The following is a 13,843-nucleotide window of genomic DNA, read 5'->3' on the forward strand; positions in this document are numbered from 1 at the left end:
TGTTCCGACAACTTTTCAATAAAAAACTCCATTGAAAATGCTTATCAGTCCTTAGTTTTCCCTCACATCCTTTCGCTTAATCTGGTAAAATGAAAGGGAAAATGGAGTGAATGTTGCATGTTACAACACATCGTTTTATTTTGTATCGATCGTTTTCGTGGTGAGCGGTCACTCGCTGCCATTGATCATTTGCTGAATGGGAAAAAAACGGCGCAAACGTTGCAAGATAGTAAATGGTATAACGTTAGTCGGCTATTTGGAACAGTGCCGATTGATCGTTCTCGTTTGCTTCATATGGCGCGCGAATTAGAAGCTAACGGATGGATTAGACAAGTAGACGAGCATATATATCGCACAACTTTAAGTGGAAAAGAGGAACTTCGTCGTTTTGTCTTTCCTCCTTACGTGAATGGATGGAAATATATGAATGAAGCCTCTTTATTTTGGAAGAGACTTTCTTTGCTTATTCAAACGGTCACAAACATCATTCATCGTATGTCGTTTGAGCCCGTACATCGCGATGAGCGCATTCAATCATTTGTAAAGCGATGGCTTTTTCAACATAAACATATGCAGACGATCGCGCGGTCGTTATATGGAGAAATGTATGAGCTACTCAGCCGTGTAGAAGAAAAAGACGCAAACATTTTTGTTTGGCGGTTGACAAGTCATGAGCGCATCGGATGGACGAACGAACAAATTGCTTATGCCATAAAAGAAGAAGATGTAGCTGTATCGCTATCGTTTCAAAATGTGTTGCATTTTATACTTGAGACGATAGAAAAAGAAAAGGAAACATTTCCGCTTCTCTTTTCATTGCGTGAACAAACGCGCACACAATTAACGAGTTCAGCTCAAAAAACTTGGGAAATGTTAAAAGAAGGATATTCAATTGAACAAATTGCCGAGTTGCGGCGATTGAAAAAAGGAACGATTGAAGATCATATTGTAGAGATTGCGACATATATCCCGTCGTTTGTGACAGCGCCATTTTTAGAGGAAAATAAACGTAAGCGCATTATACAACAGGCACGACAATTAAAAACGAAAAAATTACGGGCAATGAAAGAAGCGCTGCCAGACGTTTCTTATTTTGAAATTCGGCTCGCACTAGCAAGGTGGGATCAGGAAGATGATTAACATATTAAAGGAGCGATTTGGCTACGATTCGTTTCGCATCGGACAGAAAGAAATTATTGAAGATGTGCTTAACGGACGAAATTGTGTCGCTATGCTTCCGACCGGTGGGGGAAAGTCGCTTTGCTATCAGCTTCCTGGCTACATATTGGACGGTAGTGTGCTAATTATTTCACCGCTCGTCTCCCTTATGGAAGACCAAGTACAACAGCTTAAAAACCGCGGCGAAAAACGTGTTGTCGCACTGAATCGTTTTCTTTCCTATCGGGAAAAAAAGACGTGCTACATGAATTAGCATCGTACCGTTTTATTTATGCTTCGCCTGAAATTTTACAATCTCCTTTGCTCATTGAAGCGCTAACGCGTATAAACATTTCGTTGTTTGTTGTAGATGAAGCGCATTGTATTTCACAATGGGGACACGATTTTCGTCCGGATTTTTTAAAGCTCGGTCTTCTTCGTGAAACGCTCGGCAACCCGCCTTGTTTAGCGCTAACAGCAACCGCAACCTGTCAAGTGATTGATGACATTGTAGCAACGCTTCAACTTGATCAAGTGAAACAGCATATGTACCCACTTGATCGGACGAACATTTGCTTATATGTTCAATACGTCCATACGTTAGAAGAGAAAATAGAAGTGTTAAAACAGCTTATCGCTATATTGCCTAAGCCAGGCATCGTTTATGTATCGAGTCGGCAATGGGCAGAGACGTTAGCAAACATGTTACATGGAGATCATCGTGTTGGCTACTATCATGGAGGCATGGATGGCGAACAGCGGCTTCTTATTCAACAACAGTTCGTTTATGATCAGTTAGATGTCATTTGTTGTACGAATGCGTTTGGAATGGGTGTTGATAAACCGAACGTTCGCTTCGTCATTCATTTTCATTTGCCAACGCAACCGGAAGCATATTGGCAAGAAGTTGGACGCGCCGGGCGAGACGGAAAAGAAAGTATAGCGATATTATTGTATGCGCTAGGAGACGAACAACTTGGACAAGCGATGATCGATGCGGAATTTCCGACAAAAGAGCAAATCGTTTATGCGCTAGATGCTTTACGTCATGGACAGAAAGAGACGGGATTAACAGATGTACAACAACGGCTTCTTTTATATTGGTTAGAACAAATGAATGCTCAAGAAGATATACACATATTAGCCAAACAACTGTATGCCTATATCGAGCAAAGAAAAAAAGAAAAAATGAACAAATGGATATTTATGCAACGATGGGTACACGAACAAACTTGTCGTCGGCGTGCGATGCTTTCCTATTTTGAACAACAACCACTTCCGAATGAACGTTGTTGTGACCGATGTGGTGCCCATATATACGTAAATGCTCCTGTGAAACATATTCCGCAAATGCGGTTGCGCCCGTGGCGCGAAGAGCTTCGTGCGATGTTTTCGATAAAGGTGGAGGACAAATGATTAAAAAACAAATCGAGATCGCCAATGAAATAAGTGAACAGGAAATAGTATATCACTTGTATTTCACACAAGCGCTTATTTTTCTTATTGCGCTCGCATTAGGCATATATTTATTTACCCCTGCAACATTTTTTGCGATATGGCAATGGGATGTGCGGGAAATATTATTATATGGTGGCGGTTGTGCAGCGCTCGTTCTTTTTGTCGATTTTTTACTCATTCGTTATGTGCCTGAACAGTGGTATGATGATGGTGGGATTAACGAAAAGCTATTTCGTTCTCGCTCGGTTCCGCACATTTTTATTATGACTGCAATAATTGCATTTTGTGAAGAATTGTTATTTCGCGGTGTCATTCAGACGCACGTTGGCTTACTTTTTGCGAGCGTCATTTTCGGTTTATTGCATATTCGTTATTGGAGAAAATGGCTTCTTCTTGTTGCTGTCGTCAGTTTAAGTTTTTGGATTGGCTTTATATATGAATGGACGGGCAATTTATGGGTTACGATTTTTGCCCACTTTCTCATTGATTTTATTTTAGCGTTACACATTCGATATCGGACAAAAGAGGTGAATAACGATGCGTGAAGATCAAGCAGAAAACTTGAGAAAAAAAATGGAAAGTATCGATAAGCAACAAGAGAGCGACGAACTTCATTTGCCACCACGAAGTGAAGTGCATAAAAAGAAAAAAACGAAATGGAAAATAAAACACCCACTCGTTCGCATTCTTGCGCTCTTTTTCGTTTTATTGCCGATTTCGATTTATAGCATATACCATTTAGTCGACAAACGCCCAATCCAAGTTGTGACGATTGATGACGAGAGTTATGAAACGATAGACGTCGATCAACAAAAAGAAGAGATGCCACAACAAAAACCGCTCGAAAATGAAGCAAAGCAAGAGGAAGATGGATCCGATGAAACAGAGCCGTCTTTTATTTATCATACAGTACAAGAAAATGAAACGTTATATAGCATTGCGATGAAATATTACGGAAATGAAAAAGGAATGGACCTTATCAAAGAATGGAACCGTTTAACGAGCACGAAGCTCCAAAAAGGACAAGTATTAAAAATCCCAAATATGAACGGAAAATAAGGTATACACCTCTGCCGATGGACATACAATCGTAGTAAAACACGATCGGTAGGGGTGGCTATGATTTTCCCAATGGAATTAGATGAAGTGACAAAAGTCATTTTACAGCGCATCATCGCTCACAAAAAAGAATGGGACGATATGAAAAAAAGAATGAAGTGGTCATTCAGTTTATTTTTATTTTCTCTCGCTTTATTTGGAATGTATGTATATCAAACGGTTTTCGTTTTACATCGTACGTCTGTGGAGCGAGTCGTGATGGCTCTTATTGACGAACGTATTTTTTGGTTTGTTGCATTTATTTCATCATTTGGCTGGCTCGTCTCTTTTTATAAAAAGAAAAGCGAAAAAGCGGAGCAAGATTTTCATGCACTCCGCTGCGAGTTGATTCAAAAAAGTAGCGAGTTACTTCAAAAAGAAACATGGGAAAAACGACATATTCTTTATGCTTGGCTAAAAGATAAATATGATATTTCGCTTTACCATGAAAATAAGTGACCACATGCTCTCTCGTTTCATACAGTGAGAAAAGGAGGGAGACATATGTGGCTTTTTTTAATCATTGGTTTGACTTGTGGTTATTTTATGATTGCTTGGACGCCAACAGTGGAACCATTTGAACTTGAATTGCTTTTGACCGATATGATTTTTGATCCAATGAAAACATTTTTTGCGCTTGTTAGTTTTTTGATCGGTTTTATCGCCAATGCTGTTTTAATTCGCACGGCCATTTGGCATACGTTACGGGCATGGCGAAAGGAGACGATGAATCAAAAAGAATGTTTTCTTTCGTACAGTGTTTTGCTAACGTTTATGATATTAGCAGCCATTGATGTGAAAAAAACGGTCATTTTTTTTCTCTTTTCTTTCGTATATGGTATGATGTCAATGAGTGTATACAAAGAGAGGGAAAATTGAAATGATGTATGTTGTCATAGCGTTCGTTAGCTTCATCATATACATGTGGATCGAAGCGCATCGCAATCGGATCATTGTTCAGTCATTATCGTTTCCGACATTTCCGGAAAGCTTTTCTCGGTTTCGTATTTTCTTTATTTCAGATATTCATCGACGGCGTTTATCCGAAACGTTCATTCGCTCGTTGAAAGGAAAAGTCGATCTTGTTGTCATCGGCGGAGATTTAACAGAAAAAGGAGTACCGTTCTCACGTGTCAAACAAAACATTGAATGGTTAAAGCAGCTCGGCCCTGTTTATTTTGTTTGGGGAAATAATGATTATGAAGTAGATTACCATGAATTAGATGCCCTATTGCTTGAAAGTGGTGTGAAAATATTAGATAATACGGCGGTCATATTTGAAAGTGAGCAAGGTGATCGCATCGCTTTACTTGGTGTGGACGATATGAATAAAAGGCGAGATCGGCTTGATTTGGCGTTAAGTGATGCGGGCGATGCGACGTTTCGCATCGTTGTTAGTCATGATCCGCGCATCATTCAAAAAATAACGCCAGAACATAACATTTCTCTCGTTTTAAGCGGACATACGCACGGTGGGCAAATTCGTTTCGGTCCGTTTGGTTTATATGAAAAAGGACGTTTACAAAACGTGAATGGAACGATGCTACTTGTTAGCAACGGATATGGAACAACGACGCTTCCGCTTCGTTTAGGTGCGCGTGCGGAGACGCATTTGATCGAGTTAGAACATAAAAAAGGTTAAGCAAAACTTATACAAATTTTACACACCTCCCTCATGTTCGCTATAATGTTGACAGAATGATGCGAAAGATGGAGGATTTTATATGTCAACGCAAGAAGGAAAGTATAATGTCAAAGCCGTATCAAATATGTTAGGCATTCAGCCTGGGACGTTACGAGCATGGGAGCGTCGTTATCAAATCATCGCTCCACCGCGCAATGAAGCTGGGCATCGGCTATATACGGAGGAACAAGTCCAAATATTAAAATGGCTTGTTGATAAAGTGAATCAAGGTTTTACGATTAGTCAAGCCGTATCTCTCTTAGAACAACAACCTTCTGACGTGCGCGTGCAAGCAGAAGATCATGTGACTGGGCTTCGCGAACGTTTGTTGCAAACTCTTTTATCGTTTGAAGAGTGGACAGCGCATGAATTGCTAAATGAGGCGTTCAGTTTATATACGGTTGAAAAAGTGGCAATTGATATATTAGGTCCGCTTCTTGTACGGATCGGGGACTTATGGGAAAACGGAAAAATTACGAGCGCTCATGAACATTTCGCCTCTGCTTTTTTACGTTCACGACTTGGAATGGCTTTTTCTATGCTACCCGTTAATCGTTTGTTACCAAAAACAATTTCAGTTTGCGGGCCAAATGAATGGCATGAACTTGGGCTGCTTATTTTTACCTTATACTTACGCAGAAGAGGATACGAAACGATTTATTTAGGGGCAAGTATTGACCAAAAGGACTTACCTGTTGTCATTGATGAAGTGAAGCCATCTTATATATTTTTATCGTGCACGTTACAACAAAACGTACAGGCGACGCTACAACTTGTCGATCAATTGAAACAAACGTATCCATCTATTCGTATTGGAGTAGGTGGACGGGCGTTTGATGAAGTGGATGAGCAAATAAAAAAAACGTACGGTGCTCATTTTCTTGGACAATCAAAAGAACAATGGGACGAATGGCTAAAATCGAATGAAAAATACTTGTCTAAAAGGGAGAAAACGATGTAAACTCATTAGTAATATGACGAACGTTTTTATGCGTTCGTCATATGCTAACAGTAAAGTCTGTGTAGGTAAGGAGGGATGTTTATGCGGCTTGAACGCTTAAACTACAATAAAATTAAAATATTCCTCACATTTGACGATTTAGTCGAGCGCGGTTTAACGAAAGAAGATTTATGGAAAGATACGTTCAAAGTGCATGAGCTATTTCGTGATATGATTGAGGAAGCAAGTGAAGAGCTCGGCTTTGAAATTAACGGGTCGGTCGCTGTGGAAGTGTACTCTTTACCGGCACAGGGGATGGTTGTCATCGTAACGAGCGAAGGTGAGATGACAGATGAGGAAGACGAGTTTAGCGATGATTATATTGAAATGCAAGTCACGCTAGATGAAAGCGATGATATATTTTTCGAATTTCAAACGTTTGAAGATGTTATCCAATTAGCGACGCGTCTCTATTCGCTCGGTTGCCATGGTGGCTCGCTTTACAGTTATGAAGGACGCTTTTATTTACATTTTGCTGAATCTGTCATTCAAACAGATAACTTTGTTGCCATTTTGGCTGAATATGGTAGTCCGTCCACATTAACGATTTATCGTGTCGAAGAGTACGGGAAAAAATTGATCGCAAATGAAGCGATCGCCCAGCTATATCAATACTTTGTGAAAAAATAACCTTCGCTCACACGCGAAGGTTATTTTTAAAATGGATAAGGTGGCTCGCTTTCTTTTGACCATGCGCGGATGAAGTATTCGCGATTTTGAAACTTATGAAACGAATCATGATGAACAGTTGGAAATACACGTTCGACCGATAAATGTTGCGTACGGTGCGCGAGCAGCGCTTGACGCACTTTTTTTGCCTCTTCATCTGTAAACGTGAAGACAATATCAATATTTTCAATCGGATCACCGTAGCGATCCGGACGACCGACGACAGTCACGTAATATAGCTGTTCTACGATATGATCCATTGCTTTGACCGCTTGATACGTTGCTCGTTGAATAGCTTGATGGTCTCGATGACCGGAAATGCCGTGTGGCGGAAACGTAACGACAACGGACGGCTTATATTGTTCAATGATATGACAAATCGAATCGACAAGTTGTTTTTCATATTCAGGCAGCTTCCCATCTGGATATGTACCAGTAATGACATGATCGACGCCTAAAATCACTGTCGCCTGTTCTAATTCTTTTTTACGTACGTGAGGTAGTTCTTCTTTTGTACAAACCGGTGGATTCCCACATTTTCCTGCATCGCCAAGCGTGGCGCTATATACAATGGTTTCCACATCTTCACGTTTCGCTAATGAAGCAAGCAACCCTCCAACAGTAAACGTTTCGTCATCCGGATGTGCAAAGCAAAATAAAATTCGCTTTTTCATTTTTTCGCCCCTTTCTATGCGTACACTCATTATATCTCTTTCGTATAATGATGTGAATGAGCGATTTTTTTTGAAAACGATTACAAAAAATCGATAAAAACTTCTTTGCATATGCGCATAGAAGGTGTATACTATGACATGAAGGGCGGACAATATTTTACAAAAGGTCATGGGAGGTTTACAAATGGTAGCCGAAAAGCATACCAACGAAGAAAAACATGATGTCCTACGAGCGACGCAAATCGTCATACATAGAGCGCTTGAAAAGCTCGGATATCCTGAAGAAGTATACGAGCTGTTAAAAGAGCCGTTGCGCATGTTAACGGTGAAAATTCCGGTGCGCATGGACGATGGCTCAGTGAAAGTGTTTACTGGCTACCGTGCACAGCATAACGATGCGGTCGGTCCAACTAAAGGGGGTATTCGCTTTCACCCGAACGTAACAGAACGCGAAGTGAAAGCACTTTCCATTTGGATGAGTTTAAAATGTGGCATTGTTGATTTACCGTATGGCGGTGGAAAAGGTGGAATCGTATGTGATCCGCGTACAATGTCATTCCGTGAGCTAGAGAGACTCAGTCGTGGTTACGTTCGCGCCATTAGCCAAATCGTTGGTCCAACAAAAGATATTCCTGCGCCCGATGTGTTTACAAACTCACAAATTATGGCGTGGATGATGGATGAATATAGCCGCATTGACGAATTTAACTCGCCGGGGTTCATCACCGGAAAACCGCTTGTGTTAGGTGGTTCGCACGGTCGTGAAACGGCTACGGCCAAAGGGGTTACGATTTGTATTCGTGAAGCAGCGAAAAAGCGCGGCATTGACTTAAAAGGCGCGCGTGTTGTTGTGCAAGGATTCGGTAACGCTGGAAGCTATTTAGCGAAATTTATGCACGATGCGGGAGCGAAAGTGATCGGCATTTCTGATGCATACGGCGGTTTATATGATCCAAACGGTCTTGACATTGATTACTTATTAGATCGTCGCGACAGCTTTGGTACGGTGACGAAACTATTTAAAAATACAATTACAAATAAAGAGTTGCTTGAGTTAGATTGTGATATTTTAGTTCCAGCAGCGATTGAAAATCAAATTACAGAAGAAAATGCGCACAACATTAAAGCGAAAATTGTCGTTGAAGCCGCAAACGGTCCGACAACATTAGAAGCGACAGAAATTTTAACAGAACGCGGAATTTTAATTGTTCCTGACGTCCTAGCAAGCGCTGGCGGAGTTACCGTTTCTTACTTTGAATGGGTACAAAACAACCAAGGTTATTATTGGACGGAAGAAGAAGTAGAAGAAAAGCTCGAAAAAGTGATGGTAAAAGCGTTCAATAACGTATATGAAACGTCGCAAACACGTCGCGTCGATATGCGTTTAGCTGCATATATGGTCGGGGTGCGGAAAATGGCGGAAGCTTGCCGTTTCCGTGGCTGGATTTAATATTTGCACGAATGCGAAAAATCTCCTATCATTGTATGATAGGAGATTTTTCATTGAGGTGAGCGTCAAGTGAAAAAAGAACAAATCGTTATTGTTGGTGGAGGACCGTGTGGATTAGCTGCTGCGATCTCGTTACAAAACGCGCACTTTTCACCGCTTGTCATTGAAAAAGGAAATATCGTGAATTCTATATACCATTATCCGACACATCAAACTTTTTTTAGTTCGAGTGACCGGTTAGAAATTGGTGGTGTGCCGTTTATTACAGAAAATCGAAAGCCGAAACGCAATCAAGCGCTTGCTTATTATCGTGAAGTGGTGACGCGAAAAAACATTCGCGTTCATGCGTTTGAAAAAGTAGAGCGTGTCACGAAGCAAGCGGATGGAACATTTATCGTTGAAACGAGCAAACATACGTACGAAGCAACGTACGTCGTGATTGCGACAGGATATTATGACAACCCGAACTATATGAACGTGCCTGGGGAACATTTGCCGAAAGTGACGCATTACTTTAAAGAAGCACATCCTTATTACAATACAGATTGCGTCGTCATTGGTGGGAAAAACTCAAGCGTCGATGCAGCATTAGAACTCGTGAAAGCAGGGGCGCGCGTCACCGTATTATATCGCGGCTCACAATATTCTTCGAGCATTAAACCGTGGATTTTGCCCGAATTTGACTCGCTTGTACGCCAAGGGATCATTCAAATGGAATTTAACGCCCATGTGCAAGAAATTACGGAAGACGCGGTTATTTATCGCGTTGACGATGAAGTGAAGTCAATCAAAAACGATTTCGTTTTTGCGATGACAGGATATCATCCTGACCATGATTTTTTAAGGAAAATGGGCGTTCATATCGATGTTGAAACAGGGCGGCCGATGTATCATCCGGAAACGATGGAAACAAATGTGGAAGGTATTTTTATTGCCGGTGTCATTGCCGCTGGAAATAACGCGAATGAAATTTTTATTGAAAACGGTCGCTTTCATGGCGATTTAATTGCTGCGTGTATCGCAAAAAGAGAAGGAAAAGTGTCCGAATAACTTTCGGACGCTTTTTTACAAGATAAGAAAGTATAAAATTTCAGATTTGGGGAGCTGTCTAGCTCCAAGCGCCATCGGCTCGAGTCGCTCCGCCCCACACTGCGGCGGCGACAGCCTCCTCGGTGGGGCTTGTGCGCTCTTCGCCGATAGGCGGGCGCTTTGCGCTTTTCTTATTGTTTCTTTTTGTTAACTATCGTAAAATATAAGTTAACAAAAAGGAGGAGGAAGAGGATGAGAGGATTTTTTATTACAGGTACAGATACAGATGTAGGGAAAACATTTGTCACCACTTGTATGTTGCGCGCCCTGATCGATAAACGTATACGTGCAACGGCTTATAAACCTGTTCAAAGCGGAGCGCAATGGAAAGAGGGAAAATGGATTGCACCTGATGTGGACATGTATCGAAAAATCATCGATGTCACCGATGAAGAAGGATGTACATATGTATTGAAAACCCCTTGTTCTCCGCATTTAGCTGCAAAAATCGATGGGGTAACTATAGAGCCGGAACGGATTGTGGCGCATATGCAAAAGCTGCAACAAACGTATGATTTCGTGCTTGTCGAAGGGGCGGGAGGAATTGCTGTTCCGATCGTTGACGAATCATTTCTCGTTGCTCATTTAGCTCAATTGTTATCGCTTCCGCTCATTATCGTTGCGCGAGCGAGCGTCGGAACAATTAACCATACGGTGTTAACGGTGGAATATGCGAAAGCGTTTGGCTTGCAAATTGCCGGCATTGTGATGAACGGCTTTTCTACACCGAAAAATGAAATTGAACAAGACAACATACGGATGATTGAAACGATGACAGGTGTTCCGGTAATTGGTGAAATTCCACATATGCCAAGCGTTTCTGATAGTGACATTGTATGGAGAAAGGAATGGTGGCAATGAACGAGTGGATCGAAAAAAGCAAAACATACTTATGGTTGCCGTTTACGCAAATGAAAGATTATGAACAACATCCGCTCGTCATTGAAAGTGGGGAAGGGATTTTTTTAACAGATGTGAACGGAAAAACGTATTATGATGGATATTCATCACTTTGGCTAAACGTTCACGGGCATCGCAAAAAAGAAATTGATGATGCGATTCGCGCTCAACTTGAGCGAATTGCTCATTCGACGCTTTTAGGCGCAGCGAATATTCCTGCGATTGCATTGGCAGAAAAATTAATTGAATGGACGCCAAGTCATTTAACGCGCGTGTTTTATTCAGACAGCGGAGCGGAAGCTGTAGAAATTGCGCTCAAAATCGCCTTTCAATATTGGCGAAACATCGGGGAACATAAAAAACAAAAATTTGTCACATTGACAAATGGTTATCACGGAGATACAGTCGGCGCCATTAGCGTCGGAGCAATTGATCTTTTTCATACCGTATACGAACCGCTTATGTTTACAAGCTATAAAGCACCGTTTCCGCTCGTCTATCGCCATCCGAGCAACGATCCAAACGTTGTGCGCGATGAAGCGTTGCATGCATTAGAAACACTACTAGCCGAACGTCATGAAGAAATTGCTGCGATTATTGTCGAAGGGATGATTCAAGGAGCGGGTGGCATGCATGTCATGCCAGCGGGGTATTTAAAAGGAGTCGAACAATTATGTCGCCGCTATCACATCTTATTCATTGTCGATGAAGTGGCGACTGGATTTGGACGGACAGGAAAACGATTTGCGATTGAACATGAAGACGTGAAACCAGATATTATGACAGTTGCAAAAGGAATTACGGGCGGTTATTTGCCGATTGCCGCTACGTTGACGACGGAAACGATTTATGAAGCGTTTTATGGCGATTACACGGAGTTTAAAACGTTTTTTCATGGACATTCTTATACAGGAAATCAGCTTGGCTGTGCCGCTGCTTTAGCCAATATACAAATTTTTGAGCGCGAGCGACTCATTGAACAAATTGAGCAAAAAGCGACATTTGTCGCCGAACAGCTCGCATCGTTTAATGAACTCAATCATGTCGGTGATGTGCGACAGCTTGGGCTCATGTGCGGCATCGAGCTTGTGCGCGATCGACATACACATGAACCGTATCCGTGGACGGAACGGATGGGATATAAAACAACGTTAAAAATGAGAGAAAAAGGGATGTTAACACGTCCGCTTGGCGATGTGATCGTCTTCATGCCGCCGTTAGCGAGTACGTTTGAGCAGTTAGAGGCGATGATTGCGATCATGAAAGAGGCGATTATTGAAACGACAGAAAAAAGGGGCTAATGGTCAGCCCCTTATATTTCACCATATATAGGTTCAGGATTTTGAAGTTTCTCTACTTTCTCTTCAATCCCATTTTGCGCATTAATAAAAATGCGGTACGTGTCATCTCCGAGCGTTCCTAAAAACTCATAGCAAAGCACTTCTTGATTCATATTGTTCATAATGATCGCTTTTCTTTCTTCCATAATGGCGACATTTGGGTTCATTTTTTTTCGTGCTTGTTCAATAGAAATAGATGGTTTTGGAATCTTCCGTTCGCGTTTCGACGATAAGTAATCGCGAGCGGAAAAGCCGATAATGTTTCCATCGTCTAATGCAATCTTCATTTTAATGGATTCAGGATAAATACGAACGCCATCTTGTGCTGTAACGAATGTGAGAACAGCGACGTGATCATACTGCGTGCTTTCGTACAATTCGAAGTTGTTAAATTTATGTTGTTTTAAAAACTGCAGCCCGCGCATCGTTGCTTCATTTAAACTAATGTTTTGTTTATTGACGGGACGGTTTTCAATGACCCAAATCGGATATCCTCCTTTTTCGGTAATATCCATATACGTTTCACTTTTTGTTTTCGGATGTTTAATCGTTACACTATAAAAAGCATCGCTTGCTCCTTCTCCGCTATGCACGACTTGTATGTCTTCATTTCCTTTTAAACCGAGAAACGTTTTTGCAATTTGCTTTGCTTCTTCTTTTGTAATCTTTTTCCCAGAAATATGTTCAAACCCTTTCGTTCTCTTTTCGATGCTTGTAAACGAAGGGCCAAAGTCGGTTTCGTTATAAGATTGGACGTTTTTCTCTACCGTTTTAAATCCATCAATAATGGTGTTGTCATTTGGGCGATTGTTTGTCGCGAGCGCCAACTCGACATCCATCCAGCGTAAGTTATTTTCTAATACGAGATGTTGTACATTTCGCAACTCTTGTTGAATGTCAGCAGATTTTTTATATAGTTGTTGTAATGTTTTATATTCTTCAGCGTTCAATGGCTGCTTATCTAAATCGCGAATGGCAGCACGGTAGCTAAATGAGCCGATATTAGACAAAAACTCTTCTGTTTTATTGAACGGTAAAAGTGAGAGCGGAAGTTGTCCGACTGTCGCGTGTGCTTCTGACGCAAGACGCCAAACTTCCGCCAGTGCTGGTGACAGCGATTGGCGAGAATTCATCGCGAGCGTTGTTCCAATTTGATCATGAAGTAAGTCAATTTGATATGTTAAATCATGAAATGCGCGTTGATAATTGTTTTCCGCATGAATTAAAATCGCATTTTTTTGTTGGTGCTCGCGGTATCCCCAATAGGCTGTGCCAGCGATGCCGATCGATAGTGCTCCAATAAGTAAAATTCGTAGCAAAAAA

General features: G+C 41.4%; 14 protein-coding genes and 1 pseudogene. 13 read left to right on the forward strand and 2 right to left on the reverse strand.

From position 1 onward, the window contains the following. Positions 1–117 precede the first annotated feature (117 nt). The 9 genes and pseudogenes from JV16_RS09530 (at position 118) to JV16_RS09570 (ending at position 7,028) form a co-directional block, all read left to right on the forward strand. Positions 118–1,140, forward strand: a complete 1,023-nt coding sequence (locus JV16_RS09530) for a YpbB family protein (RefSeq protein WP_021095040.1) — start codon at positions 118–120, stop codon at positions 1,138–1,140. After that, positions 1,133–2,574 (forward strand): annotated as a pseudogene (locus tag JV16_RS09535) (RecQ family ATP-dependent DNA helicase). Before JV16_RS09530 ends, JV16_RS09535 begins: the two are co-directional and overlap by 8 nt. Beyond that, positions 2,571–3,161 (forward strand): CPBP family intramembrane glutamic endopeptidase, encoded by a 591-nt coding sequence (locus JV16_RS09540; RefSeq protein ID WP_021095038.1) that lies wholly within the window; start codon positions 2,571–2,573, stop codon positions 3,159–3,161. Before JV16_RS09535 ends, JV16_RS09540 begins: the two are co-directional and overlap by 4 nt. Then, a complete protein-coding gene (locus JV16_RS09545) occupies positions 3,154–3,675 on the forward strand; it encodes a LysM peptidoglycan-binding domain-containing protein (RefSeq protein WP_021095037.1) in 522 nt (173 codons plus the stop codon). The genes JV16_RS09540 and JV16_RS09545 overlap by 8 nt, the downstream gene beginning before the upstream one ends. A 60-nt stretch (positions 3,676–3,735) precedes the next feature. Next, complete coding sequence (locus JV16_RS09550; RefSeq protein ID WP_042535533.1) at positions 3,736–4,173, forward strand: YpbF family protein; 438 nt, start codon at positions 3,736–3,738, stop codon at positions 4,171–4,173. A gap of 45 nt (positions 4,174–4,218) precedes the next feature. Then, entirely contained in the window at positions 4,219–4,593 is a 375-nt protein-coding gene (locus tag JV16_RS09555; RefSeq protein ID WP_021095035.1) for a hypothetical protein, read from the forward strand. Between the two features lies 1 nt (position 4,594). Then, positions 4,595–5,356, forward strand: coding sequence for a metallophosphoesterase (locus tag JV16_RS09560; RefSeq protein ID WP_021095034.1), 762 nt, complete (start codon positions 4,595–4,597; stop codon positions 5,354–5,356). Between the two features lie 82 nt (positions 5,357–5,438). Next, complete coding sequence (locus tag JV16_RS09565; protein WP_021095033.1) at positions 5,439–6,359, forward strand: MerR family transcriptional regulator; 921 nt, start codon at positions 5,439–5,441, stop codon at positions 6,357–6,359. An 81-nt stretch (positions 6,360–6,440) separates the two neighbouring features. Next, positions 6,441–7,028, forward strand: coding sequence for a genetic competence negative regulator (locus JV16_RS09570; protein ID WP_021095032.1), 588 nt, complete (start codon positions 6,441–6,443; stop codon positions 7,026–7,028). A gap of 26 nt (positions 7,029–7,054) precedes the next feature. Here the strand turns inward: JV16_RS09570 and JV16_RS09575 are convergent, their stop codons facing one another. Next, complete coding sequence (locus JV16_RS09575) at positions 7,055–7,741, reverse strand: PIG-L deacetylase family protein (protein ID WP_021095031.1); 687 nt, start codon at positions 7,739–7,741, stop codon at positions 7,055–7,057. 184 nt (positions 7,742–7,925) lie between these two features. Between JV16_RS09575 and JV16_RS09580 the strand changes: the two genes are divergently transcribed. The 4 genes from JV16_RS09580 (at position 7,926) to bioA (ending at position 12,481) form a co-directional block, all read left to right on the forward strand. Next, the gene (locus JV16_RS09580; RefSeq protein ID WP_006319394.1) at positions 7,926–9,191 is read left to right on the forward strand and encodes a Glu/Leu/Phe/Val family dehydrogenase; all 1,266 of its coding nucleotides are present in this window, start codon (positions 7,926–7,928) and stop codon (positions 9,189–9,191) included. 69 nt (positions 9,192–9,260) lie between these two features. Continuing rightward, on the forward strand, positions 9,261–10,241 hold the full coding sequence (locus JV16_RS09585; RefSeq protein WP_021095030.1) for a YpdA family putative bacillithiol disulfide reductase: 981 nt from the start codon (positions 9,261–9,263) through the stop codon (positions 10,239–10,241). Between the two features lie 231 nt (positions 10,242–10,472). After that, positions 10,473–11,141 carry a dethiobiotin synthase gene (gene bioD, locus JV16_RS09590; protein WP_021095029.1) on the forward strand — a complete coding sequence of 223 codons (669 nt, stop codon included), beginning with the start codon at positions 10,473–10,475 and terminating at the stop codon, positions 11,139–11,141. Next, the gene (gene bioA, locus JV16_RS09595; protein ID WP_035063244.1) at positions 11,117–12,481 is read left to right on the forward strand and encodes an adenosylmethionine--8-amino-7-oxononanoate transaminase; all 1,365 of its coding nucleotides are present in this window, start codon (positions 11,117–11,119) and stop codon (positions 12,479–12,481) included. The genes bioD and bioA overlap by 25 nt, the downstream gene beginning before the upstream one ends. Before the next feature lie 11 nt (positions 12,482–12,492). On the opposite strand, the gene ypeB is transcribed toward bioA, so the two are convergent. Continuing rightward, positions 12,493–13,839, reverse strand: coding sequence for a germination protein YpeB (ypeB, locus tag JV16_RS09600; RefSeq protein WP_042535536.1), 1,347 nt, complete (start codon positions 13,837–13,839; stop codon positions 12,493–12,495). Positions 13,840–13,843: the final 4 nt, after the last annotated feature.

The organism is Anoxybacillus ayderensis, from assembly GCF_000833605.1.
Lineage (GTDB): Bacteria > Bacillota > Bacilli > Bacillales > Anoxybacillaceae > Anoxybacillus > Anoxybacillus ayderensis.